Origin of the sequence: Aeromonas sp. 19NY04SH05-1, assembly GCF_040581895.1 — a bacterium.
Classification (GTDB): Bacteria; Pseudomonadota; Gammaproteobacteria; order Enterobacterales; family Aeromonadaceae; genus Aeromonas; species Aeromonas enteropelogenes.
Genome location: NZ_CP095328.1, coordinates 2,916,505 through 2,941,343, shown reverse-complemented (window position 1 = coordinate 2,941,343; position 24,839 = coordinate 2,916,505). Strand labels below are relative to the sequence as shown.

General features: G+C 58.8%; 21 protein-coding genes. 7 read left to right on the top strand and 14 right to left on the bottom strand.

Translation table 11 applies throughout. The features are described 5' to 3' along the window. Positions 1 to 64: 64 nt before the first annotated feature. Complete coding sequence (locus tag MRK42_RS13420) at positions 65 to 1,957, bottom strand: PTS fructose transporter subunit EIIC (protein ID WP_354688289.1); 1,893 nt, start codon at positions 1,955 to 1,957, stop codon at positions 65 to 67. Between the two features lie 520 nt (positions 1,958 to 2,477). Here MRK42_RS13420 and MRK42_RS13415 point away from each other — a divergent pair. Next, the gene (locus MRK42_RS13415) at positions 2,478 to 2,627 is read left to right on the top strand and encodes a hypothetical protein (protein ID WP_167335316.1); all 150 of its coding nucleotides are present in this window, start codon (positions 2,478 to 2,480) and stop codon (positions 2,625 to 2,627) included. Positions 2,628 to 2,720: 93 nt separating this feature from the next. Here the strand turns inward: MRK42_RS13415 and MRK42_RS13410 are convergent, their stop codons facing one another. From MRK42_RS13410 to manA, 3 genes are all read right to left on the bottom strand, one after another. Beyond that, a complete protein-coding gene (locus MRK42_RS13410) occupies positions 2,721 to 3,227 on the bottom strand; it encodes a hypothetical protein (RefSeq protein WP_354688288.1) in 507 nt (168 codons plus the stop codon). Between the two features lie 269 nt (positions 3,228 to 3,496). Next, complete coding sequence (locus MRK42_RS13405; RefSeq protein ID WP_354688287.1) at positions 3,497 to 6,175, bottom strand: GH92 family glycosyl hydrolase; 2,679 nt, start codon at positions 6,173 to 6,175, stop codon at positions 3,497 to 3,499. A gap of 808 nt (positions 6,176 to 6,983) precedes the next feature. Continuing rightward, the gene (gene manA / locus MRK42_RS13400) at positions 6,984 to 8,195 is read right to left on the bottom strand and encodes a mannose-6-phosphate isomerase, class I (protein ID WP_342010796.1); all 1,212 of its coding nucleotides are present in this window, start codon (positions 8,193 to 8,195) and stop codon (positions 6,984 to 6,986) included. A 129-nt stretch (positions 8,196 to 8,324) separates the two neighbouring features. Between manA and MRK42_RS13395 the strand changes: the two genes are divergently transcribed. Then, positions 8,325 to 9,200, top strand: coding sequence for an AraC family transcriptional regulator (locus MRK42_RS13395; RefSeq protein ID WP_042028557.1), 876 nt, complete (start codon positions 8,325 to 8,327; stop codon positions 9,198 to 9,200). Between the two features lie 166 nt (positions 9,201 to 9,366). Beyond that, positions 9,367 to 10,620 (top strand): NADP-dependent isocitrate dehydrogenase, encoded by a 1,254-nt coding sequence (gene icd, locus MRK42_RS13390; RefSeq protein WP_354688286.1) that lies wholly within the window; start codon positions 9,367 to 9,369, stop codon positions 10,618 to 10,620. Positions 10,621 to 10,697: 77 nt separating this feature from the next. Here the strand turns inward: icd and MRK42_RS13385 are convergent, their stop codons facing one another. The 4 genes from MRK42_RS13385 to MRK42_RS13370 all read right to left on the bottom strand — a co-directional run bounded on the left by MRK42_RS13385 (position 10,698) and on the right by MRK42_RS13370 (position 14,545). Further along, the gene (locus MRK42_RS13385) at positions 10,698 to 12,152 is read right to left on the bottom strand and encodes a SulP family inorganic anion transporter (protein WP_354688285.1); all 1,455 of its coding nucleotides are present in this window, start codon (positions 12,150 to 12,152) and stop codon (positions 10,698 to 10,700) included. A gap of 397 nt (positions 12,153 to 12,549) precedes the next feature. Then, a complete protein-coding gene (locus tag MRK42_RS13380; protein WP_124240153.1) occupies positions 12,550 to 12,726 on the bottom strand; it encodes a hypothetical protein in 177 nt (58 codons plus the stop codon). Between the two features lie 293 nt (positions 12,727 to 13,019). Further along, positions 13,020 to 13,472 (bottom strand): NlpC/P60 family protein, encoded by a 453-nt coding sequence (locus tag MRK42_RS13375; RefSeq protein WP_042028559.1) that lies wholly within the window; start codon positions 13,470 to 13,472, stop codon positions 13,020 to 13,022. A gap of 164 nt (positions 13,473 to 13,636) precedes the next feature. After that, a complete protein-coding gene (locus MRK42_RS13370) occupies positions 13,637 to 14,545 on the bottom strand; it encodes a hydrogen peroxide-inducible genes activator (RefSeq protein WP_042028560.1) in 909 nt (302 codons plus the stop codon). A gap of 145 nt (positions 14,546 to 14,690) precedes the next feature. Here MRK42_RS13370 and MRK42_RS13365 point away from each other — a divergent pair, with 145 nt between their 5' ends. Beyond that, positions 14,691 to 15,293, top strand: a complete 603-nt coding sequence (locus MRK42_RS13365) for a peroxiredoxin C (protein ID WP_026457190.1) — start codon at positions 14,691 to 14,693, stop codon at positions 15,291 to 15,293. A 144-nt stretch (positions 15,294 to 15,437) separates the two neighbouring features. Here MRK42_RS13365 and MRK42_RS13360 read toward each other — a convergent pair whose 3' ends face one another. From MRK42_RS13360 to MRK42_RS13335, 6 genes are all read right to left on the bottom strand, one after another. Continuing rightward, entirely contained in the window at positions 15,438 to 16,403 is a 966-nt protein-coding gene (locus MRK42_RS13360; RefSeq protein WP_124240150.1) for an alpha-L-glutamate ligase-like protein, read from the bottom strand. 3 nt (positions 16,404 to 16,406) lie between these two features. After that, entirely contained in the window at positions 16,407 to 17,945 is a 1,539-nt protein-coding gene (locus MRK42_RS13355; protein ID WP_026457188.1) for an inactive transglutaminase family protein, read from the bottom strand. 3 nt (positions 17,946 to 17,948) lie between these two features. Then, positions 17,949 to 18,707, bottom strand: coding sequence for an ATP-dependent zinc protease (locus MRK42_RS13350; protein ID WP_026457187.1), 759 nt, complete (start codon positions 18,705 to 18,707; stop codon positions 17,949 to 17,951). A gap of 82 nt (positions 18,708 to 18,789) precedes the next feature. Next, positions 18,790 to 19,767: a tRNA 5-methoxyuridine(34)/uridine 5-oxyacetic acid(34) synthase CmoB gene (gene cmoB / locus MRK42_RS13345; RefSeq protein WP_042069921.1), complete on the bottom strand. Its 978-nt coding sequence runs from the start codon at positions 19,765 to 19,767 to the stop codon at positions 18,790 to 18,792. After that, positions 19,764 to 20,513, bottom strand: coding sequence for a carboxy-S-adenosyl-L-methionine synthase CmoA (gene cmoA / locus MRK42_RS13340; RefSeq protein ID WP_042028565.1), 750 nt, complete (start codon positions 20,511 to 20,513; stop codon positions 19,764 to 19,766). Before cmoA ends, cmoB begins: the two co-directional genes overlap by 4 nt. Positions 20,514 to 20,834: 321 nt before the next feature. Beyond that, entirely contained in the window at positions 20,835 to 21,683 is an 849-nt protein-coding gene (locus MRK42_RS13335) for a DUF72 domain-containing protein (protein ID WP_201941079.1), read from the bottom strand. Between the two features lie 163 nt (positions 21,684 to 21,846). Between MRK42_RS13335 and MRK42_RS13330 the strand changes: the two genes are divergently transcribed. The 3 genes from MRK42_RS13330 (at position 21,847) to MRK42_RS13320 (ending at position 24,728) form a co-directional block, all read left to right on the top strand. Further along, on the top strand, positions 21,847 to 22,098 hold the full coding sequence (locus MRK42_RS13330) for a zinc ribbon domain-containing protein (protein ID WP_005337686.1): 252 nt from the start codon (positions 21,847 to 21,849) through the stop codon (positions 22,096 to 22,098). Positions 22,099 to 22,130: 32 nt separating this feature from the next. Beyond that, the gene (aspS, locus tag MRK42_RS13325) at positions 22,131 to 23,897 is read left to right on the top strand and encodes an aspartate--tRNA ligase (protein ID WP_042028568.1); all 1,767 of its coding nucleotides are present in this window, start codon (positions 22,131 to 22,133) and stop codon (positions 23,895 to 23,897) included. 90 nt (positions 23,898 to 23,987) lie between these two features. After that, complete coding sequence (locus MRK42_RS13320; protein ID WP_026456893.1) at positions 23,988 to 24,728, top strand: YebC/PmpR family DNA-binding transcriptional regulator; 741 nt, start codon at positions 23,988 to 23,990, stop codon at positions 24,726 to 24,728. Positions 24,729 to 24,839: the final 111 nt, after the last annotated feature.

Here is a 24,839-nt window from a genome sequence, read left to right as displayed (position 1 = left end):
CTGCTAACAGAGCAGGGGCCCGTAATGGGCCCCTGCTGCTGGTGGCAAAGCATGTCACGGCGGATTAGGCCGCATCTTGCCCCGTGCTTGCCCGGGTGCGGGCCAGCAGCCCGTCCGGGTCGTGGATCGCCTCCCGGATCTTGGTGTCGATCACCTCGATATCCTTGAAGCGCTCGCGGTACTTGATGGCCACGTCGTGGGCCAGGATGACGCAGCGGGCGTTGGCCACATCTTTGGCGGTGATGCGGTTGATGATGCCGTTGGCGCCCTGGGTCTCCACCTTGAGCTTGATCCCCGCCCTGGCGGCTGCCTTCTGCAGGCTCTTGGCGGCGAGGAAGGTGTGGGCCACACCGGAGGGGCAGGCGGTGATGGCGAGTACGTCCGCTTCACCTTCCGCCTCGATGGCCTGGTAGTCATCTGCTGTGCTCGTTTCCTCTTCCTCCTCGGTCACCGGCTTTTTCAGCAGGTTGACTATGATGGCGGTGGTCAGGGCACCGAGCAGGGTTCCGACGATATAGCCTATCTTGCCCTCGACCACCGGCAGTACGATCCAGCCACCCCAGGGGGCATGGTTGATGCTGCTCATCATGAAGCCGGTGACGTTGCCGACTATGCCCCCCGCGACGATGGCCGGAATGACACGCACCGGATCGGCGGCGGCGAACGGAATGGCCCCCTCGCTGATGCCGATCATTCCCATGATGGCGGCTGCCTTGCCCGATTCACGCTCCTCTTTCTTGTATCTTTTTGGGGACATCAGGGTGGCCAGCGCCATGCCGAGTGGCGGCACGCAGATGGCGATGCCGACGCCGCCCATCAGCCAGGGCTGGGTATCGACCTGGGTCTGGGCGAACAGGGTCGCTACTTTGTTGACCGGGCCGCCCATGTCAAAGGCGGTCATGCCCCCCAAAATGGTGCCCAGCATCACCTTGCCGGAGCCCGCCATGCCGGAGAGCCACTGGTTCATCGACTCCATCATGGCGGCAATCGGTGCACCAATTACCCACATGACGATGCCGCATACCAGGAAGGTGCCGATCAGCGGATAGATAAAGATGGAGCCGAGGGAACTCATGGAGTCAGGCAGCTTGATCCGCTTGAGCTGGTTGACCACGAAGCCGGCGATAAAGCCCACCAGAATGGCCCCAAGAAAACCGGTCTGATAGTGCTGTACCGCCACCCAGGAGCCGATCATGCCGGGGGCCAGGCCCGGTTTGTCGGCCAGCGAATAGGCGATATAGCCACCGAGCACGGCAGTAAAGAGAGTGAGTCCGGCGATCCCCATGGTCGCCATGTCCTTGAGAAAACCTGTCTCTGGCACGGCCCCTTTACCGCTCATCATCACGGAGAGGGACAGCAGCACGCCCCCCGCCACGATAAAGGGGATCATGTGGGAGGTACCAAACAGCAGGTGCTGTTTCAGGGTCGCGAGCCGCTCTTTGAAGCCGCGCTCCCTGGCAGGTTCTTCTTCTTCGGTGGGGAGGGCCGCCTTGGCGGGTTGCGCCGCGCAGGATCCTGCCGAGAGCAGCGACAGCACCTCATCGACTTTGGTGGCTGCCTTCATCTGCTCGATAAAACCCGGCGCCAGCAGGCGGGTGGAGAGCTCGGCCAACACCTCGATATGGTGGTTGGCCCCGCCCTCTGGGGAGGCGATCATGAAAAACAGCTGGGCGGGCTGGCCATCTTCGGAGCCGTATTCGATCCCCTGCTGGCTGATCCCGATGGCAATGGCCGGACGGCGCACCGCGCCGCTCTTGGCATGGGGCAGGGCCACACCCTGCTCGAAGCCGGTGCAATCCAGCTGCTCCCGGGCCCAGAGATCGCTGATAAATTGCTGCCGATCCGACACGGCGCCATCGCGCACCAGCAGCTCGGCCATCTCGTCAAACAGGGCCTCCTTGCTGGTAGCCCGCAATGCCAGGCAGATGAGTCCGTCATTAGTCATGGTGGGTAACATTTCACTCTCCTTGCTCTTCCCGAGCGTCATGAGGTGGGGTCAGTTGTCCCGAATATTGTTCTCCCCTTGCCGCCCTGCCGAAATCGGACAAATGTGCCGTTCACTGGATTTTTGTGCGCCATGCCCCACCCTGTGACCCTGCTCGCACTTTTATTGCGCCGATTGATGTTCATTTATTTTAATTAATTGCATTTAAAAACAGATAGTTGAAGACGGATCCTATAGATGGGGAAGCAACTGCTGAGCAATGATTCAATTGGGATAAAGACACGGGATGGAGAATTGTGTGATGGCCAAGGCGCGAGCAAAATGTGAGCGGATAGACAGAAATCGGCGGCAGCCGTGAATGGGCTAAGTGGGCTCATGTGGAAAATAAAACAAAATTTTAGATTGGTTTTGCCACAATCAATCGTTTATTTCGTTGGGCAGTTGCGCGATTCCGGATGTCAGAATAGGGGAGAGCAGGTTGGCCAAGTGCCGTCAGCCAGTGTGTAACTCTATGAATGAAGGAGACATTCTGATGGAAAAACTAGACCAAGAGATCGACACCATGCGTCAGGAGCTGGAGCTGCAGGGTCTGAAACAGGCCCACGACAAGTGGCAAGCCCGGGTCGATGAACTGGAGCGCATCCGCTCCTCTGAGCCTCACTCTGAAGAGGCCGAGTATTAGCCCGCTCTGATGGTCGCAGTCCGTTTTTCTGACATAGCGAAAGGATCGCCAGAATAACCCAACCCCCACCGCCCAGCGGGCCGTGGGGGTTAATTATTGCGGCCCGGCACCGTTTTGTGCCTGCCACTGCTGCAGGCGTTGTTTCAGTGAACCCTCGCCCGGGCTGATAAAGTCATCCAGCAGAAAACAGCGGCGATCGCCGGCAGTTTTAAATTGAAAAGTGACGGCTCGTGGCTCTTGCCGGGTCTCCGAGAACATAAAGCGGTAATCCATGCTGACCGAGACGATGCCATCCTGCTGGCCAGCCAGGCGGAAGGTGATGGGTCCGGTGACCTCGCCATCTTGCGCACTGATCCAGGGATCGGCATCGATAGCGCACACTTCCCCTTCGCCATTACACTTGGCTTCCTCGCTCAGCACGGCAAAAAATGCTGGGGTCAGCAGCGCTTTCACCTTTGCCGGTTCTGCGTAATAGAAATCCCTGTGTTCACTCCAAAAAGCCTTGGCCAGCTTGACCGCGGCTGCATTGTCACAGGCGGCGTAACCTGGGCCACTCGATAGTGCCAAGAGTAAAAGTGATAACCCGGAATAGCGTTTCATGATGTTCTTCCTGAACGTGCGCAGGTAACGGACGAGCGAGGCCCATGGATATGGCAAAAATGCGTGATAGCCAGACGGGAATCATACCCAATGACACAATGGGTTAAAGCGCGAAATCATAAAGAGTTGCGGTGTATCAAGAAATGAACCGACGATAACTGTTTTGTGCGCGTGCGACATGGGAAGGACCAGCAGATTGGCCCTCCCCAAATATGATATGGAAGCGATTTATCGCCAGAAGGGGGGATTCTTCCCCCCTTAAAACCGTATTAACGGGATCCCTCGGGCATATCGCTTTCGTGCAAGAAGGTGCCGATGCCTTGTGCCGGTGGCAGATCTTCGGGTTGGGCTCCCCACTCCTTGTTGGGGGTATCTCCCATCACAAATTCAAGCTCACCGCCATTCATGATGTCGTCATGGGTCAGGTAGGTGCGCGTGAATTCGCTGCCATTGAGTCGTGCCGACTGAATAAAGATATTGTCGCGGCTGACATTTTGCGCCTTGACTGTGAATCTCTTGCCATTGCCTACATCAATGGACGCCGTTTCGAACATGGGCGTCCCTATTTCGTAGATGCCGGACGATGCATTGACCGGGAAGAAACCCAGCGCACGAAACACGAACCAGGCTGACAGCGTGCCGAAATCATCGTTGCCACAAATACCGTCAGGGGTGTTTTTGTAACAAACGTTGGTTGTGTCGACGATGACGGCCTGGGTTTTCCAGGGTTGACCAACGTAGTTGTAGAGATAGGGCACGTGGATATCCGGCTCGTTGCCCTGTACATGCTGACCCACATTGCCCGTATTGAAGATGGGGAACTGGTTGTCCGCGGCGTTGCGATCCGGGTAGGTGGTCCAGTATTCGTCCAGCCGCCTGACAAACAAGTCGCCACGTTTCGCCGAAGGGTCCTGCTTCTGGTCGAAGCGGGTCATCAGGTCGATCAGGCCTGAAATATCGTGCTGGACGCTGAACGAATATTGCCAGCCGTTGGACTCGGTAAATGCCCAGTTGAACATCTCCGGACGCCAGTTTTTGCCGGCTTCCCGTCCCGTTTTCGGATCTACCCAGTTGGTGTCAATAAAGTTGCCAGCATAATCGCGGGCCTTGAACCAGCCTTTGTATTGGCCACCAAAGTCAAATTGCGCTTGCCAGTTGTTCGAGCGATCCGCGAACTCTTGATAGCGAGGATCGTCTTCACCAAATACGGTCTTGACGGATTGGGCGATGGCCCAGTCGTTCATGGAGTACTCCAGCGAATAGGATGCAGTCCAGGAGTCTTTGAAGGGAGAATGGGCCGCCCAGGGGTCAGAGGGGGGTTGATCGTGAAGCTGGGCCGGTACATAACCCTGCTCTTCGTACTCCTTGATCCACGCTACTCCCTGGCTGGTCGAGGCGCGCGCATCGGTCACCATGGCATTCACGAGGCGTTCCTTGATCTGCTGGCGCTCTGCATCATTAAAACCAAGGTCAATCATGCGTTTATCAAGGGAGCCCTTGGATAAAACGTCATGGATGACAGGGGTCGAATGCATGCCCATCATCATGCCGGTCTCATTGCCTTTGAGAGTCCATTCTGGCAAGCGCCCTTTACGCATGTTGCCCTCATCGTCGATCCACTCCTCTTCTGCATAGGAGAGCATGGAGAGGACGACATCCGCGAGACGATCCGGTTCCAGGATGGAGGAGAGAGGTTGCACGGCGCGATAGGTGTCCCAGAGGGAGAAGGTGTCATAGCGGGTAAAGTCGGCTTTACCGTCTCTGTTGGCATCGGCGGTACGAACTGACTCTTTCAGCGTCTCGGTCAGCTTTCCGTCTTGGGTGTTGCCATCGGGATTTGCGCCGCTTCCCTGATGCACCTGGCGGTAGCGACCATCCAAATCGGAGTAGATAGTCTGGCCTAGGTAGGCATGATAGAGCGCCGTGTAGAAGGTCTGTTTGTACTCTTCATCACCGCTAACCCGGATTTTTCCCAGCTCGTTTTCCCATTTCCGGGTGGCGGCTTGCCGGACATCATCAAATGTCATGCCTGCCACTTTGGTCATGTTGAGCGAGGCGCCTGATTTGCCCTCCTTGCCTATTTCGACGCTGGAGAGGGCCACCTTGGCCTCAACGGTCAAGCCCGTCGTCGAGGTATCAAATTCCACATAGGCGCGGGCAGGCTGATAATTGTCGATCGCCTCGTTGGCCATTTCCGTGGTGCTTTGCCTCGCGTCGATATAGCGATCCCGTTCTTTGTCGTAGTAGGCAAAGCGGATGTTTTTGATTGGCTGATTGAACTCCATCACGAAGAACTCTTTCTGGCTGGGGGCCCAGCCATAAGAGAAGCGATAGCCTTCGATGCGGTTATTCTCCTTGTCCCACTTCATCTCTGTTTCTGACGTGCCGTCGATAAAACTGACACCCAGGTTAATCACAATTTCGGATCTTTCATCGCGAGGGAAGGTATAACGATGGACACCGACGCGATCGCCTGCAGTCAATTCGGCCTTGATGCCGTAATCGAGCAGATCCATCTTGTAGTAGCCCGCCGTCGCCTGTTGATCCTTGTGGCGATAACGGGATGCTTCGAGATTGCCCCCCTTCTCTATCTTGTAATCGGAGCGCGAGTTGATGGGCATCACCAGAATATCGTTCAAGTCGGTGGCGCCCGCCCCAGAGAGATGGGTATGAGAGAAACCGGCGATGCGTCTGTCGTGATAGTAATAGCCGGACGTATATTCCCAGCCAACAGCCCCATTATTCGGGGAGAGCTGGATCATGCCGTGAGGGGTGGTTGCGCCAGGATAGGTATTGCCGAGATTACCCGTACCGATTAATGGATTGACGTAGCGGGTGACACCCGCGTCGGGAGGGCTGACAGGATCTTGCGTGTCCTCCTCGCATCCGGCAATGACCATCAGCCCGGCGAGGGTCGTACAAGCGAGCAGGAGAGGAGCCTGTTTCATAATAAACTCCGTTATATTGTGATTGGTGTGTGATGGAAAATAGAGGGGCTGAAAACTTTTTTCAGATGCAGGGTATAGGAGTCAGATAGTATTTGGTTGCGAGTAGGATCACACTCTATTTAAAACAAATAAAGGTGTAATCTATGTCTTTGATTATCGCCTCCAGTCATTATTATGATAATAACTACAAATATTGGTTTTAATGCGACAAATGGATAGAGAGGTTTTTTCATAAAATTGCATTGTGAAAACTATACATCCCCTCCTTTCGTGTGAAATCTCCACATTGGTGTTTTTATCATTTTTTTCAATATAACGCATTGTTCTATCTTGATTTTTAATAGATAGGTTCATTAATTCATGAGTTTTTTCTGAGCGTTATATTGGATGGGGTTTTATTCTGATTGGAAATAATTAAATGTCGCATGCTGTCGATACGTTGAAGTCGAAAACGTGAGCCAAATCTTATAAAGACGCAGCTGGAAAAATATGGATTAACGGGAACTGTCTGTTATTAACTAACGTATTATTTTACGTCGCAGCCATGGATAGGATCATCATTAGATGTCGCTTGGCAGAAACGGCGATATCCCGGTTCAAGACGCTGACAGTTAATGGCTGCTGGTTGATCCAGAAAATAGTCCCGCCAGTATCTAAACATGGGTTGAAAGATAACCCTTCCTGTGTGGTTGATGGGGCGAGGGCGTATCAGTTAAGTCAGGTGAACAGTAACGCAGAGAACAACAGCAAGGGCCATCCATGATGGCCCTTGTGCGTGTATCGGCTCTTGAACTCGCCGGTTCGCGCCTTAATAGCGGTTGCCTGCTCGGGCGACCCGGCCCTCGGCCAGCAGTTGATAACTGCCGGTGGCGGCGGGGATAAAGGCGGATTGCCCCTTCTCGAGACGCAGGGTGTCATCACCGCGCTTGAGGATGACGGGGCCGTCGATGGCAAACAGGATCTCGGCGCTGGCGGTGGTGAGCGCATGCTCACCCGCCGGATAGACGCTGAAGGTAAAGTCCGGTACCGGCACCTCGAAGTGCTGTACCGCACCCTCGCGGCGGGGGGCCAGCAGGATCTGGTCATCCGGCTTGGGCAGGCAGCGGGTGCAATCCAGGAGCTCGGCGACATCGATGTATTTGGGGGTGAGGCCGGCGCGCAGCACGTTGTCGGAGTTGGCCATGATCTCAAGGCCGGTACCGCGCACATAGGCGTGGGGGGTGCAGGCATCGAGGAACATCGCCTGACCGGGCTGGAGGGTCACCACGTTGAGCAGCAGCGGCGAGAAGAGCCCCACATCCCCCGGATACTGGGCGGCGAGGGAGGTGATCAGGGCAAAGGTCTCCTCGTCCTGATGCTCATTGGCGTAAGCCAGCAGATCGATCAGCGCCGCCTCTTTGCGTACCCCTTCCAGCATCAACAACTGCTGGAAGAAGTGTTGCAACCCGGCTTCGCCCTGATTGGCTGCGTGAGCGGCGGCAAGGGCCCCGGTCAGATCGGCGATAGCCGCCAGCTTGACTCGCTCGAACAGCGCCAGGATGGCGGGAATGGAGCGAAAGCCGTTCATCGCCTGATACGGGGTGAGCGCGAACACCAGTTCCGGCTTGTGGTTGGGATCCTTGTAGTTGCGATTGGCTGCCTTGGGCGAGATACCGGCGGCCTCTTCCCTGGCAAAACCGGCTTCAGCCTGCGCCTTGCTCGGGTGCACCTGGATGGAGAGAGCCTTCTCGGCGCACAGCACCTTGAACAGGAATGGCAGGCTGCCAAAGCGAGCGAGGGTTGCCTCACCCAGCACGGCGGCCGGGGCGCTATCGATCAGGGTGGAGAGCTTTTGTACCTGATCGCCGCAGGTGATCTCGGAGCAGCCGTTGGGGTGTGCCCCCATCCACAGCTCGGCCTGGGGTTTGCCCTCCGGATTGGGGATCCCGAACAGGGTGGTGAGGGAGTCATGACTGCCCCAGTCGTAGCCTTGAATCGGGTTTTGCATCAACAGAAAGGAGGGCAAGACGCTACTGCTCATAAGAATGCCTCATTTTAAGATGAAGAGGAGCGGGTGAAGAAAAGGGTGGCATTGATAGTCCGAGCCGGACTATAACATGGGCCATTGCGTGCGCCGCAACCGCTTGCCTCTCTCTTGATCAGGATCAGCATGTCACTCATTTTCAGCCAGTTGCTTGATGGTGCCCTCGGTGAACAGGTTCCGTTCGACCAAATCTGGTTCGCCAGTGAACAGGGTCTGCCCCCAAGCTTCAGCTATCAGGTCAACTTTCCCCGCCTCGAGCTGGTGTTCAGCGGCGAGTACCTTAACCAGGTGTGGGACAGGGAGGCTGGCAGCAAGGAGATTGGTGTGCAGCCCGGGCAGGCGCTCTATATCCCTCCCAACGGCTGGAACAAGCCGCTCTGGACCACCGACTGCTCCGTATTGAGCCTGCTGTTTGGCAAGCGCCAGATAGGGTTCAGCCTGGTGAGCAAACGCCGGGAAGAGCCCGATTTCTTTGACGTGCAAAAACACAGCATCATGGCCCGGGCGGGTCATGTGACGGAGCATATTCTGGGAGCGCTCAATGTGCTGGCCGAGGATCCCGGTCGTGCGCCCACTGACGATCTGCTGCTGCAGGCGCTGCTCACCAGTACGCGTCAGTTGCTGGCGGAGTCCGCCGTTGACAGGCCGCGGGGGGCGGATCTGTTCCACGGCATCTGCATTTATATCCAGGAAAATTTTCACCGCCCCATTACCCGCGACTCCATCGCTCACCGCTTCAATGTCTCCGCCAGCCATCTTTCCCACCTGTTTCGTGAGCAGGGCCATATGCGCCTGGCCGATTACATCAGCTGGGTGCGCATCGACCGAGCAAAATTCATGCTGAAAAAGTACCGCTTCCGCTTGGAGGAGGTGGCCAGCCGTTGTGGTTACACCGATGTAAATTACTTCTGCCGGGTGTTCAAGCAGAAGACGGGATTGACGCCGTCCCAATACCGCGCTCTGAGCCAGCCCCAGACATTGGCCTGCGAGGCCGAAGGATAGCGACTGGCGCCAGAGCCGCGGCCGGGGCGGGATTGTGACCCGGATCGCCCGGGGGCTACCTCTTTGGTCTGACATGGGTGATCGCCATTTTATTATGAAAATGAATGGGCTAAGATGGCCGCGCGCAACGATCAGATTGATAACAAACGGAAGTTAGGAGATGCCGATGGAAAGCAAAGTAGTTATCCCGACCCAGGGCCAGAAAATCACAGTCGATGCCAACGGCAAGCTGCAGGTTCCCCACAATCCCATCATTCCGTTTATCGAAGGGGATGGTATCGGTGTGGACGTGACCCCGGCCATGTTGAATGTGGTGAATGCCGCGGTCGAGAAAGCCTACAAAGGCGAGCGCAAGATCGCCTGGATGGAGATCTATACCGGCGAGAAATCGACTCACGTCTATGGCGAAGGTGCCTGGCTGCCGGCCGAAACCCTGGATTTCATTCGTGAATACTGCGTGGCCATCAAGGGCCCGCTGACCACCCCGGTCGGCGGCGGTATTCGCTCCCTCAACGTGGCCCTGCGCCAGGAGCTGGATCTCTACGTCTGCCTGCGTCCGGTACGCTACTACGAAGGCACTCCGAGCCCGGTCAAACGCCCGGATCTGACCGACATGGTGATCTTCCGCGAGAACGCCGAAGACATCTACGCCGGCATCGAGTGGAAGGCCGACAGCGACGAAGCCAAGAAGGTGATCGCCTTCCTGCAAAACGAGATGGGCGTGAAGAAGATTCGCTTCCCCGAGTCCTGCGGCATCGGCATCAAGCCCATGTCCAAGGCCGGTACCGAGCGTCTGGTTCGTGCCGCCATCGAGTACGCCATCGACAACGACCGTGACTCCGTGACCCTGGTGCACAAGGGCAACATCATGAAGTTCACCGAAGGCGCCTTCAAGGATTGGGGCTACGCCCTGGCCCAGAAAGAGTACGACGCCCAGCTCATCGACGGCGGCCCCTGGTGCTCCTTCAAGAACCCCAAGACCGGCAAGACCATCGTCGTCAAGGACGTCATCGCCGATGCCTTCCTGCAGCAGATCCTGCTGCGTCCGGCCGAGTATGACGTCATCGCCTGTATGAACCTCAACGGTGACTACATCTCCGACGCCCTGGCGGCCCAGGTCGGCGGTATCGGTATTGCCCCGGGCGCCAACATCGGCGACGGTGTGGCCCTGTTCGAAGCAACCCACGGCACCGCGCCCAAGTACGCCGGTCAGGACAAGGTCAACCCGGGCTCGCTGATCCTCTCTGCCGAGATGATGCTGCGCCACTTGGGCTGGACCGAGGCAGCTGACCTCATCGTCAAGGGGATGGAAGCGGCCATCGCCAACAAGACCGTCACCTATGACTTCGAGCGTCTGATGGAAGGCGCTACCCTGCGCTCCTGCTCCCAGTTTGCTCAGGACATGATCGACCAGATGTAAGTCTGTACAGATGCAAAAGGCCAGCCCCATGGGGCTGGCCTTTTTTATGGGCGTGTGGCGCCTGAAGAGGCGCGCGGTCAGGTCGCCGGGGCGAAGCGACCGAGCAGGGCAGCGCTGGCGTCGCTCACTCCCGTCAGCTGCACCTCTGTACCGGCCGCCTCGAAGCGGCGGTGTACTTTGGCCAGGGCTTCGGCGGCGCTGAGATCCCAGAAATGGGCGTCACTTAAATCGATCACCACCCGCTCGAGGGATTCGCCGGTGTCAAAACCGGCGCAGAACTGCTCGGTGCTGGCGAAGAAGACCTGGCCGTGCACCCGGTAGGTGCGGGTGGCGCCGTAACGCTCGCTGTCGCTGTGTACCAGCAGGGTACGCGCCACCTTGTGAGCGAAGAAGAGGCAGGCCAGCAGTACGCCGGTCAGTACCCCGAGGGCCAGGTTGTGGGTCACCACCACCACGGCCACCGTGCTCAGCATCACCAGGTTGGTGGCCAGCGGCGTCTTGTGCATGCGCAGCAAGGATCCCCAGGAGAAGGTGCCGATGGATACCATGATCATTACCGCCACCAGGGCCGCCATGGGGACCTGGCGGATCCACTCATCCAGGAATACCACCATGACGATGAGCAGAGCCCCCGCCACCAGGGTGGAGAGGCGGCCGCGGCCACCGGATTTCACGTTGATGACCGACTGGCCAATCATGGCGCAGCCCGCCATGCCGCCCATCAGGCCGGCGGCGATGTTGGCCAGCCCCTGGCCCTTGCACTCGCGATGGCGATCGCTGCGGGTGCCGGTCATGTCGTCGACGATGGCGGCGGTCATCAGGGATTCGAGCAGTCCCACCACGGCCAGAGCTGCGGAGTAGGGGAAGATGATGGCCAGGGTCTCGAGATTGAGGGGCACGTCGGGCCACATGAAGACCGGCAGGGTGTCCGGCAGGGCGCCCATGTCGCCGACCGTGCGCACCTCGAGGCCGAGGCCGACACTCACTGCGGTGAGCAGCACGATGCACAGCAGCGGCGAGGGGAACAGGCTGCCGATGCGCGGCAGGCGTGGGAACAGGTAGATGATGCCAAGCCCGGCCGCGGTCATGGCGTAGACCTGCCAGCTGACGTTGGTCAGCTCCGGCAACTGGGCCATGAAGATGAGGATGGCCAGGGCGTTGACAAAGCCGGTCACCACCGAGCGCGAGACGAAGCGCATCAGGGCGCCGAGGCGCAGGTAGCCGGCCAGGATCTGCAGCAGGCCGGTGAGCAGGGTGGCGGCCATCAGGTATTGCAGGCCGTGCTCGCGCACCAGGGTCACCATCAGCAGGGCCATGGCGCCGGTGGCGGCGGAGATCATGGCCGGGCGACCGCCGGTGAAGGCGATGATGACGGCGATGCAGAAGGAGGCGTAGAGCCCCACCTTGGGATCGACGCCGGCGATGATGGAGAAGGCGATGGCCTCCGGGATCAGGGCCAGGGCCACGACCGTGCCCGACAGCAGATCCCCCCTGACGTTGCCAAACCACTCTTGTCTGATGCGCTCACGCATGGATTGTTCTCGCTCGTTGCTGGCGCCCTGGGCGCTCATTGTTCTTGTGGGCGCGGTCGCCGCGCGGCGCGCGACTCTAACAAAGGGGAGGGGGAGGGGCAAGGCGGAAGTGGGGTGATGTGGCGGCGTACCGCTCATTTCTATCGTGCTTGGGTAGTTGAACCGTTGAGGCGACATGCCGCAGGAGAGGCGAAAGAGAGTTTCATGGCTGTATGCGTGCGCTGTGCAAGGGCTAGAGCTGAGGCTTCTTTCGTCTGGTGCGAACTGATGGCACAGGGGTGACATCGACATCAGGTTGCCGCGATTGGCAACAAAACGGAGATAAAGAGGGGAGCTGGAAAGGGTAAACAAAAGAAAGCCTTGCAGCTCGGGTGCTGCAAGGCAAGGAATCGGATGATTAAGTGGTTCTTTCCAGATGGTGCTGGTAGATCTGCTGCCACTTGTCCAGCTCGGCCTCATCTCCTTGCTGCTGCCAGAACTCGCAGATGGAGCTGGCCAGCTCGGAAGCCATGGCATGGTCACCGTCACGACGGCTCATCAGGTATTGTCCCAACCAGCTTTGATATTGCTTCATTGCACGATCTCCTTATCAAATTGACGATTGAAACCCGTGTTGTGTGGCCAGTCGCTCGTCCCGCGCTGACGCTGCGTGGCTGCTCCTGCCACACCACAGCTGTTGCGTTTGCCTGTCTGGGGCATTGTTTTCATACGAAGAGAAACCCGGCGCAACAGGGCTATGCCTGAAAAAGGGTCACCACTTTATCACAAAATGAGCAGAAACGCAGGTTTTGGGTTCAATTGGGTTATAAGCAATGGTCCATGACTCTTCACGGGAAGATGAAAGGACAGGTAAGTGGGCCTGGTGCCTTATTGGGTCAGGCGGCGAGCCTGCCAGTAGCGGCTGTTCCAGTAGACATTGTCGAGACGGGAGCGGATCACCCCCTTGCTGGTGGAGGCGTGGATAAACTCCCCCGATCCCGTGTAGACCCCGACGTGGTACTGGCGCCAGCCGGTCTTGAAGAAGACCAGATCCCCGTGTTGCAGCCGATAACGTTCGACCGGTGTGCCGAGGGTGGCCTGGGATTCTGTGGTTCTGGGCAGGGAAAACCCCATTACCTGCTGGTAGGCGAGCTGGGTGAAGGCGGAGCAGTCGAGACCCGCCCGGGTCGAGCCCCCCATGCGATAGGGTACGCCGCGCCACTGCTGGTAGAAGCCGTCGAAGGCACTGCTCTGGCGAGGGGCGGGTGGTGTGGGTTCGGGAGTACTGGAGCAGGCAGCCAGCAGCAGGGTCAGTATGGATAGCAGCAAGAAACGATACATCGGTGCTCTCTCTACAGATCAGGCTTGGACACCGGCGTCAGAAGATGACCGGCACGACAACTTTTCCATCATAAACAGGGATCTGGCCCAAGACCTAGTCTCAAATGGCAAAAATGCGTGGCTGCGTAAAAAAAAAACGCCAGCCGGAGGGCTGGCGTTTGAGCTTATTTGGCCGGGCTGATCAGCGGGGTGAGCAGCTCGGCCAGCTTGTAGAAGGTCTGCACCCGGGTGGTGCTGGGACGCCACACCAGGCCTATCTCGCGGTAGGATTTTTCGCCGGGCAGCGGGATGGCCACCAGATCCGAGTTGTCGAGAATGCCGGCATCTATGGCCATCTGGGGCAGGAAGGTGGTGCCCAGGCCCGCCTCTACCATCTGCACCAGGGTGTGCAGGCTGGTGGCGGCGAACGGGTTGATCTTGCTCTTGTCCCGCAGGCGACAGGCGCTGACCGCATGCTCGGTGAGGCAGTGCTCCCGCTCCAGCAGGAAGATGCTCTGGTTGGGCAGTTCCTTGTAGTCGAACGGGGTGTGCAGCCCGGCCGCCATGCTGGCAGGCATCACCATGTGGAAGGGATCCTGGCCGACGGTCTTGCAGTGAAAGCCGCCGATCTCGATGGGCAGCGCCAGGATCAGCAGATCGAGCTGACCCTGCTCCAGCTGTTTGAGCAGATTGCTGGTGGTGTCTTCACGCAGCAACAATTCGAGATCAGGATAGGTCTTGCTGCACACCTTCAGCAGCTTGCTGAGCAGGAAGGGGGCAATGGTCGGGATGCAGCCGAGGCGCACTGTCCCCTGCATGACTCCCCCCTGATGTTGACCGAGTTCCATCAGATCCCGCGCGTCGGAGAGCAAATTGCGAGCCCGCTCGACGATTTCCATGCCGACCGGGGTCATAATGAAGCTCTTGTGGTCCCGCTCCACCAGCTGCAAGTTCATCATGTCCTCCAGGGTCTGGATCCCGGTACTCAGGGTCGACTGGCTGACATGACAAGCCTTGGCGGCGCGGTTGAAGTTTTTGTGCTCGTCGAGAGCAACCAGATATTGCAGCTGTTTGAGGCTGGGCCAACGTTGCATAGAAAAACCCGATTAATACTATCTATTTAATTTGATTTGACTAATCTACCACCGGGCCTATAGTTTGTCGCTTGAATTAGATGGACCAGGCCCAAGGTGGCCCAATCCTGAGCGGATTGTTCACTTCACAAAAGAGGAATTGAATATGGTATTGGTAGGCCGTCCCGCACCCGATTTTACTGCCGCAGCCGTTCTGGGTAATGGCGAAATCGTTGATTCTTTCAACCTGTCATCCCACATCAAAGGCAAAGCCGCCGTTGTCTTCTTTTACCCCCTCGACTTCACTTTCGTCTGCCCGTCCGAACTGATCGCCTTCGATCATCGCTATGAAGAGTTCCAGAAGCGTGGCGTGGAAGTGATCGGTGTTTCCATCGATTCCCAGTTCTCCCACAACGCCTGGCGCAACACCAAGGTGGAAGATGGCGGCATCGGTCAGGTCAAGTACCCGCTGATCGCCGACGTGAAGCACGAGATCTGCAAGGCGTATGATGTCGAGCATCCGGAAGCCGGTGTGGCCTTCCGTGGCTCCTTCCTGATCGACAAGAACGGCGTGGTTCGTCACCAGGTGGTGAACGATCTGCCGCTGGGTCGCAACATCGACGAAATGCTGCGCATGGTCGACGCTCTGCAATTCCACGAAGAGCACGGCGAAGTGTGCCCGGCTCAGTGGGAAAAGGGCAAGAAAGGCATGCAGGCCTCTCCGGATGGCGTGGCCAAATACCTGTCCGAGAACGCCGACGCCCTGTAATGGGTTGATGCGAAGTAAAAAACCGGTGCCAAGGCGCCGGTTTTTTTATGCCTGTTATTTGGATGGTGGATGCAGTAACAGCTTGTAGGGCAGGTATAAAAAAGCGCGCCATGGGCGCGCTTTTGGCATCGGGTGGCAACCGGATTATTCGTCGAAGATCCCGAAGTGATCCTTGGCGAAGTTGACCCGCTGCTCCACGTTCATCTTGACCTGGCCCAGCTTCTCGATGGTCTTGAGGTTGGGCACCAGGCCGCGGCCATTGGCAATCTGGATGGCAAGGCCCGGACGGGCGTTGAGTTCCAGCAACATGGGGCCGCGGAACTTGTCCAGCACCATATCGGTCCCAATATAGCCGAGCCCCGACATCTCGTAGCAGGAGGCGGCCAGGGTCAGCAGGGTATCCCAGTGGGGCACCCTGAGATCGTAGAGGTCAAGCCCCGTATCCGGATGGTGGCGGATGGGTGAGCCAAACTGCACCGCCCGCAGGGCGCGACCGGTACGCAGGCACAGTCCCACCCCCACGGCGCCCTGGTGCAGGTTCGCCTTGCCGTCGGAGGCAGAAGTGGAGAGGCGCATCATGGCCATCACCGGGAAGCCCTTGAAGATGATCACCCGCGAATCGGGCACCCCTTCAAACGAGTAGCCGTCGAATACGTCATCGAAGTTGATGAGCCCTTCCACCAGCGCCACGTCCGGCTTGCCTCCCAGAGAGTAGAGCCCCGCCAGGATGTTGGAGACATGGCGCTCCAGATCCTGGCCATTACAGGCACTGCCGTTGGGTTTGTAGAAGAGGCCATCTTCCTGACGCAGGATCACCAGGATCCCCTTGCCGCCGGAACCCCGGGCCGGCTTGATGCAGAAGCCCGGCCACTCTTTCACCAGCTCGGTGATCTGTCCCACTCCGTGCTGTTCGCGAATGGTGCCAATGAGATCCGGCACCGTCACGCCTGCATCCAGCGCGATGCGCTTGGTCTGCAGCTTGTCATCCACCAGTGGGTAGAGACGGCGCGGGTTGTAGCGGCTGATGTAGGAGTGGTTGCGCTTGTTCATGCCGAGGATGCCTGACTGAGACAGGCTCCACGGGGTGGTGTACTTTTCCCAGAACCACATCTGTTACTTGTCCTTACCCGGCGTGGCGCCAGACTTCATCTCGTCCACCAGCGGCTTGAAGCGCTTGAGCTCGCTCAGCTTGTAACCGGTGTAGTTACCCATCAGCAGCACGGTCGCCATCAGCACCAGTTGCAGACCGAGGAAGTTGAAGGTGAGGTGACGGATCAGTTCGTTATCCATGGCCAGGTAGGCGATGACGGCCACCAGCAGGGAACCGCCGCCCTGGCGGAACACCTCTTTCGGACCCTCTTCTTCCCACAGGATGGACATCCGCTCTATGGTCCAGGAGAGGATGATCATCGGGAAGAAGGTTATCTTCATGCCGTCGGTCAGCCCCAGCTTGAAGGCGAATGCGGAGAAGATGCCGATCATCGAGATCACCATGATGATGATCGCCGATATCCTAGCTACCAGCAGCAGGTTGAGCCTCGAGAGGTAAGACCGGATGATAAGGCCGGTGCCCACGATAAGCAGGAAACCAATGAGACCGGTCACCAGCGAGGTCTGGATGAAGGCGACCGCGATCAGCACCGGCATGAAGGTGCCCGAAGTCTTGATCCCTACCAGTACCCGCAGGAACACCACCATCAGCACGCCGATAGGAATGAGCAGCAGGCCTTTGAACAGGGCTTGCTCTTCCAGCGGCAGGCTGTGGATGGAGAAGTTCAACATCTCGGATTTTTCGAACTTCTGGGCCAGCGCCACGCTCACCGGTTGCTCCTGCTCGATCATCGAGAAGGTGACGCGGGAGTTGTGACCGCCGGTCACGTCCAGCAGGGCGCCCGAGTTGTACTCCCACAGCAGCAGGTTGGCCGGGCGGCCCTGTTCACCGGTCTGCGGGTTGAACAGCTTGTAGTCGGTCGGGCTGTTGAAGACTTGCAGGTAATCCACCAGCTCCTGGCGACGGCGACCGTCTTCCAGATTGAGGGCATGGACTACACGGGCCGGAATGTCGGCGTTGTTGAGCAGCTCGGCGATCAGGTTGGCACGAGACTTGTTCTTTTTCAGCAGCTCGGCGTTCTGTTCCTGCTTCTCGATCTCCTTGATGATCTCGCGAGTCAGGGTATAGCCGTCGGCGGAGCGCTCCTGGGCACGTTCCAGGATCTGCTTCATCGCGGTGGCATAGGGCTCGCTCTCGATCTGCTTCTCGATGGCGGGCGGCTGCGGGTTGGCAGCCGGCTTGGCGTGAGCATCCGCCATCATGTCGACGCGGTAGTAGAGCTCCTGACGGCCGGAAGCAGTGCGAATTGACCACTCGGCACGGGCATCGCCATCTTTTTCAACAAACGAAAGACCGTAGCCCGGGCTCGCGGCATTCTCGTTCATCAGAGTGAAACCGGGCTGGGTGCCAGGAATAGCCAGGGAAGCGATCACCGGCTCACCGGTGGCATCGAACTCCAGTTTGGCCTCAATGGACCAAATCTGGCGCTTTTCACCCGGCGTCAGGGGCACGTCCAGGGCGATGTGGTGATAGAGGGTCATCCCCAGGCCGACAATGTACAGCAGGGCAACCAGCAAATAGAACGGCTTGCGAGAAACCATGGATTATTTCACATCCTTGAGCTTGGGTTTGGGCTGGATATATTCGCGGGCCACGTCGACCACGGCGATATCCTTGAGGAACTCACGACCCAGCAGCACGGGGAAGGTCATGTCGCTGCGGTCTTTCAGGGTAAACTCGGCTTTTTCGGTCATATCGCCGATACGCACTGCCAGGCGAACCACGGGGCGACGGTCCAGATCGTCAGCGGAGGCCTGACGCACCCGCACGTGACGCACCAGCGGCGCCTCGATCTGGATCTTGTCGTCCATCTCCTGATGGCTCAGGAAGAAGCGCACCCAGTTCTTGCCGTTGCGCTCGAAAATGGTGATCTCCTGGGCGCTGATGGAGGAGGTGGTGGCGCCGGTATCGACCCGAGCCTGGAAGGCGTCGTTGGCGGCATCGACCCAGATCCACTCCGCTTCACCCACCAGCAGTTTGCCATCTATGGTGTGGCCCTGATCCGGGGCGGGGCATTTTGCCGCCGGAATTGGCAGGGGTTTGGGCGGTTCGGTCGGGAGGCTCGCGAGCTTGTGATCTACGTGCTTGACGGACTCTTTCATCTTGGTGACATCGGTGTTGAGCTGAACCAGCAGATGCTGTTGCTGGGCATACTGCTTCTGCTGCTGTTCCATGGCTGTTTGCAGGCGCTGTTCACTCTGGCTGAGCTCGCTACGCAGCTCGGCCAGGGTCAGAGCGGGGACCTGGGGAGGTTTTTCCATATTGACACACCCGCCGAGACTAAGCAGGGAGAGCAGGGTCATTCCTTTTAATTTGCTTTTCATGTCATTCATTTAACTGTGCTTCCTGGAATTTGGTCAGTGTAACGTCCACAGCAGCCATCGGCTAGTCTTTGGCCTTGCGCGCAATCAGTACGGCCCGCTTGGGGGCCGGGTGTCCTTCTACCGTGAGCGCCGGATTGTCCGGATCCAGATAATCACTCAGGGATTCATTAATCATCCAGTCGGTACGACGCTGTTCGTCGGTGCTGGTCATATTCTCGTCGACGATCCGCACATCGGTAAAACCGCAGCGTTCAACCCAGAGCTTGAGCGCCGCACTGGACGGGATGAACCAGACATTGCGCATCTTGCCGTAGCGGTCGGTGGGCATCAGTACGTCATTGACGCCGCCGTCGATCACCAGGGTCTCCAGCACCAGCTCGCCATCGTCTTTGAGCTGGTTGCGCAGCTGCTCGATGTGCTCGATGGGAGATTTGCGGTGATAGAGCACCCCCATGGAGAAGACGGTATCGAAGGCGCGCAGCTCCGGCAGCTCCTGGATGCCAAGGGGCAGCAGGTGGGCTCGCTGGTCATTGCCTGCGAAGTGGCGAATGGCCTCGAACTGGCAGAGGAACAGTGGGCTCGGATCGATGCCGACCGCAAGCTTGGCTCCTTCACCCACCATGCGCCAGAGGTGATAGCCGCTGCCGCAGCCGACATCCAGCACGTAACGTCCCGCCAGCGGGCTGATGTGGGGCAGCACTCGATCCCACTTCCAGTCGGAACGCCATTCGGTGTCGATGTGGATGCCGTGCACGGTGAAGGGCCCCTTGCGCCAAGGCATGAAGTGGCGTAGCAGGCTCTCGACCTTCTTGCGCTCGCCTTCCCCCAGGCTCTCGGCCGAGCCAATCTCGACCCGCTCTTTCAACTCGATCTGGCCAGGTTCAACCTGGGGCAGTTTGTTGAGGGCCCGATTCCAGCGCGGCAGATCCCCGTGCTGGTTGTCATGCTGCCAGGCGTGCAGCTGGGCGGGCAGGGTATGCAGCCAGTGGCTCAGGCGGTTCTTGGCGATCAGCTGATAGAAGTTGGCAAAGTCGATCATGGCTGTTCGCTCCCGCTCGATTTGATGGCGATCATGGAGCCGAAGTTGAAGCACTGGAACCAGAGATCCTGATGGGCGAAGCCGGCCTCCCGCAGGCGGGCCTGATGTACCGGCAGGCTGTCGGTGCGCATCACGTTCTCAAGGGCGGTGCGCTTCTGGCTGATCTCGAGTTCGCTGTAGCCGTTGGCCCGTTTGAAGTCGAGGTGCAGGTCGATGAGCAGCTCGTTGACCGGTTCGTCTTCGAAACGGAACTTCTCGCTGAGGATCAGGATGCCGCCCGGGCGCAGGCCGTCGTGAATGCGCTGGATGAGGGCTGCCCGCTTTTCGGGATCCACGAACTGCAGGGTGAAATTGAGCACCACCACGGAGGCGTTCTCGATCTCGATGTCGCAGATGTCTGCCTCCACCAGCTCCACCGGCACCTCGGATTTGAAGCCGGAGAGGTGGGCGCGGGCCCGCTCGATCATGGGGTGGGAGAGATCGACCGCCGTGATGTGACAACCCGGTTGATTGACATGGCGGCGCATCGCCTGGGTGGCGGCCCCGAGGGAGCAGCCGAGATCGTAGAGTCGGCTCTCGGGCTGGGCGTAGCGGGCGGCCATCATGCCGATGGCGGAGATGATGTTGCTGTAACCCGGTACCGATCGCTGGATCATGTCGGGAAAGACGTCGACGACCTGCTCGTCAAAACAGAAATCCCCCAGTCGGGCGATGGGGGCGGCAAAAATTTGATCTTTGGTATGCATGCTTGCGCAACCTGACCGTCGTTGAATAAACCGACGGCATTGTTCAATTGAGTCGTTGAGTGATAGCCATCAGAGTTGATATATCACCTGCTTTACGAACGGGTGACGGGTCATGAGCTCCCTGGACCGGCCCTGTTCGTACGGGTCATGTTCCGGACCCTTGAACCGGAGCCCCGTCGTCGGTTGCAACGGATTGCAATGCGAAACATTCGGGCCCCTCGCTTGGGGCGCTAGTGTAGAGGATTGCAGGCCATTTGTCTTGGCGCCAGGCCCCGCCAGACCAGAAAAATACGGCTTTTTTTACGCGTCAGCCGATGGCGCTCAAAAGGGCAGCACTCCCTGGCGCGCGCGATCGTTTTCCCCCGGCCAGGAGGCCATCTCCTGACCAAGCAGATGGCTGATCTGGCGAGCAAGCTCCGGGGCTCTGGCGTTGTCGGCGGTGTGGATGAACAGGTAGAGATCCTTGCCCTCGGCGAGCCACTGCTGCCAGTGGGGAAGCCAGCCCGGCAAGAAGGGGTGATTGGCCGCCGGATCCGGCAGGCCGATGAGGCGCACCACGGGGGCCTGGGCGGTGGCCAGCAGATGTACCGGCAGCCTGGGTTTCTTGCCTTGGGCATCGATCATGGCAGCTGTGGTGGCCGGTACCGAGAAGAGCGGTCGGCTATCCAGCATGATGCGGTTGATGCCCTTCTCCATCAACATCCTGTTCAGGGCGCGTTCGGCCTCACCCTTGGCGAAGAAATCGGGATGGCGTACCTCAAGGGCATAACGAAATTCGCCCGGCAATCGGTTGAAAAAGGCCTGCAGGCGGGGCAGCCCCTCGGGGCCGAAGCGGGCGGGCAGCTGCAGGGTGAGCAGCCCCAGCTTGTCGTGCAGCGGGGCGAGCAGCGCGATAAAGTCCGCGACCTGCTTGTCCACGCTCACCAGATCGCTCTGGTGGCTGATGGTTTGCGGAAACTTGAAGTTGAAGCGAAAACGGGCTGGCACCGCATCGGCCCAGCGCTGTACCGTCTCGGGTGTCGGCAGGGCGTAGAAGGTGGTGTTTCCTTCCACCGAGTCGAACACGCTGGCGTAGTGGGCTAGGTGCTCGGCGGGTTTGGCGCCCAGGCCAAGCAGTTGCCCCGGCCAGGCGGGGTGGGACCATTGCGGCAGGCCCAGATAGAGGCTCATGCTGGTTGTTTGCTCCGCTCATGGAGAAGGTGCGACGTTTTTTTGGCCGAATTTAGGCATCGGAGGCAAAAAAACTGGGCAAAGGGGGTTGCTGGCCATTTTACCCAAATGGGGGTTTTCCTCTATAATGCCAGCCCTTTTGTTTTTCAATTTCTTGTGACCCATGCCTATCTACGAATATCGTTGCGACGTCTGTGGCCATGAATTGGCAAAACTGCAAAAGCTTTCCGATGCCCCCCTGACCGACTGCCCGGCCTGTAGCAAGCCGAATCTGGTCAAGCTGATATCGGCGGCAGGCTTCCGGCTCAAGGGAACCGGATGGTACGAGACTGATTTCAAACCGGGTAAGAAAAAGAATCTGGCCAGCTGTGAGACAGACGGTGCTTGCCAGTCGTGCCCGGCGGCCCAAGGTTAACCGTCTCTCTACAATTTCGAAGGAAGAAGTCCATGCGCTCTATCTATTGCGGACAGGTCAATGAGGCCCATGAAGGGCAGACCATTACATTGTGCGGTTGGGTCCACCGTCGTCGTGATCTCGGCGGTCTGATCTTTATCGACATGCGCGATCGCGAAGGGATCGTGCAGGTGTTCTTCGATCCGGACAAGCCGGAAGCGTTCGCTCTGGCCTCCGAGCTGCGTGGCGAGTTCTGCATCCAGGTGACCGGCGTGGTGCGCACCCGTCCGGAGTCCCAGCGCAACAGCGACATGGCCACCGGTGCCATCGAGGTGTTCGCTCACGAGCTGACCATCATCAACCGCGCCGAGCCGCTGCCCCTTGACTTCAACCAGGTCAACAGCGAAGAGATCAGCCTCAAGTACCGCTACCTGGACTTGCGTCGCCCCGAGATGGCCAAGTACCTGAAGACCCGCGCCAAGGCCAGTGCCTTCGTGCGCCGCTTCATGGACGAACACGGCTTCCTCGACATCGAGACCCCGATGCTGACCAAGGCTACCCCGGAAGGGGCCCGTGACTACCTGGTGCCGAGCCGTGTGCACAAGGGCAAGTTCTACGCCCTGCCGCAGTCCCCGCAGCTGTTCAAGCAGTTGCTGATGATGTCCGGCTTCGACCGCTACTACCAGATCGTCAAGTGCTTCCGCGACGAAGACCTGCGTGCCGACCGTCAGCCGGAATTCACCCAGATCGACGTGGAGACCTCCTTCATGACCGCGCCGCAGGTGCGTGAGGTGATGGAAGAGATGATCCGCAAACTGTGGCTGCATATCCTGAACGTGGATCTGGGCGACTTCCCGATCATGACCTTCGACGAGGCGATGCGCCGCTTTGGCTCCGACAAGCCGGATCTGCGTCTGCCGATGGAGCTGGTTGATGTGGCAGATCTGCTGACCGCCGTCGAGTTTGCCGTGTTCGCCGGCCCTGCCAACGATCCGAAAGGCCGTGTGGCTGCCCTGAAAGTGCCGGGCGGCGCCGAGCTGTCTCGCAAGCAGATCGACGAGTACACCAAGTTCGTTGGCATCTACGGTGCCAAGGGTCTGGCCTGGATGAAGGTCAACGAGGCGGCCAACGGCATCGAAGGCGTACAGTCCCCGGTTGCCAAGTTCCTCTCCGACGAGATCGTGCGCGAGATCCTGGCCCGTACCGGCGCGGCCGATGGCGACATCATCTTCTTCGGCGCCGACTCCAAGAAAGTGGTGTGCGACGCCATGGGCGCCCTGCGCCTGAAAGTGGGCCGCGATCTGGGCCTGCTGGAGAACAGCTGGAAGCCCCTGTGGGTCATCGACTTCCCGATGTTCGAGGAAGATGGCGAAGGCGGTCTGGCTGCCATGCACCACCCCTTCACCGCGCCGAGCAACCTGAGCCCGGAACAGCTGAAAGCCAATCCGCTGGGTGCCTACGCCAACGCCTACGACATGGTGATCAACGGCTATGAAGTAGGTGGCGGCTCCGTGCGTATCCACAACAGCGAAATGCAGGCCACCGTGTTCGACATCCTGGGTATTACCCCGGACGAACAGCGCCTGAAGTTCGGCTTCCTGCTGGATGCCCTGAAATACGGTACCCCGCCCCACGCCGGTCTGGCCTTTGGCCTCGACCGTCTCAGCATGCTGCTGACCGGTACCGACAACATTCGGGACGTGATTGCCTTCCCGAAAACCACCGCGGCCGCCTGTCTGATGACAGACGCCCCCAGCTTCGCCAACCCGGCACAACTGGGTGAATTGGCGATTGCGACCACCGTCAAGGGTGATGAATAAGCCGTAATCCGGCACCAAAGGCCGCAGCAATGCGGCCTTTCACGTTTCCCCTTGTGTTACTGAAAGTTAAAAATATAACGGAGAGTCCCTATGGCAGGTCACAGTAAATGGGCCAACATCAAACACCGCAAGGCAGCTCAGGATGCCAAGCGTGGCAAGATTTTCACCAAGCTGATCCGCGAAATCACCACCTCCGCGCGTCTGGGTGATGCCGATCCGGCCAACAACCCGCGTCTGCGTGCGGCGGTAACGGCTGCCCTGACCAACAACATGACTCGCGATACCATCAACCGTGCCATCCAGCGTGGCGCTGGCGGTGGTGACGGCGAGCAGCTCGAGACCATCGTGTACGAAGGCTACGGCCCGGCCGGTACCGCCGTCATGGTGGAGTGCCTGACCGACAACCGTAACCGCACCGTCTCCGAAGTGCGTCACGCCTTCAGCAAGAGCGGTGGCAACTTGGGTACCGATGGTTCCGTCTCCTACCTCTTCACCAAGAAGGGCCTGCTGACCTTCGTGGGCGTCGATGAAGATGCCCTGATGGATGCCGCCTTGGAAGCGGGTGCCGACGACGTGGTGACCGAAGAAGATGGTTCCATCGAGGTATACACCACCCCGAACGATTTCGGTACCGTACTCGACGGTCTGGAAGCCGCCGGCTTCAAGGCCCAGAATGCCGAAGTGACCATGATCCCCTCCACCGAAGCCGAACTGGATGCCGAGACCGCGCCCAAGCTGATGCGCCTCATCGACATGCTGGAAGATCTGGACGATGTGCAGGAGGTGTACCACAACGGTTCCATCTCCGACGAAGTGGCCGCGACCCTCTGATCGCCCGATCATGCTCTCCCGATGGCAGCCAGATGGCTGCCATTTTTTATCCCGCCGGTAACGCCTGCTCTCCTTTTTTATCCCCCGCTTAACATGCCAGTCCTACGGACT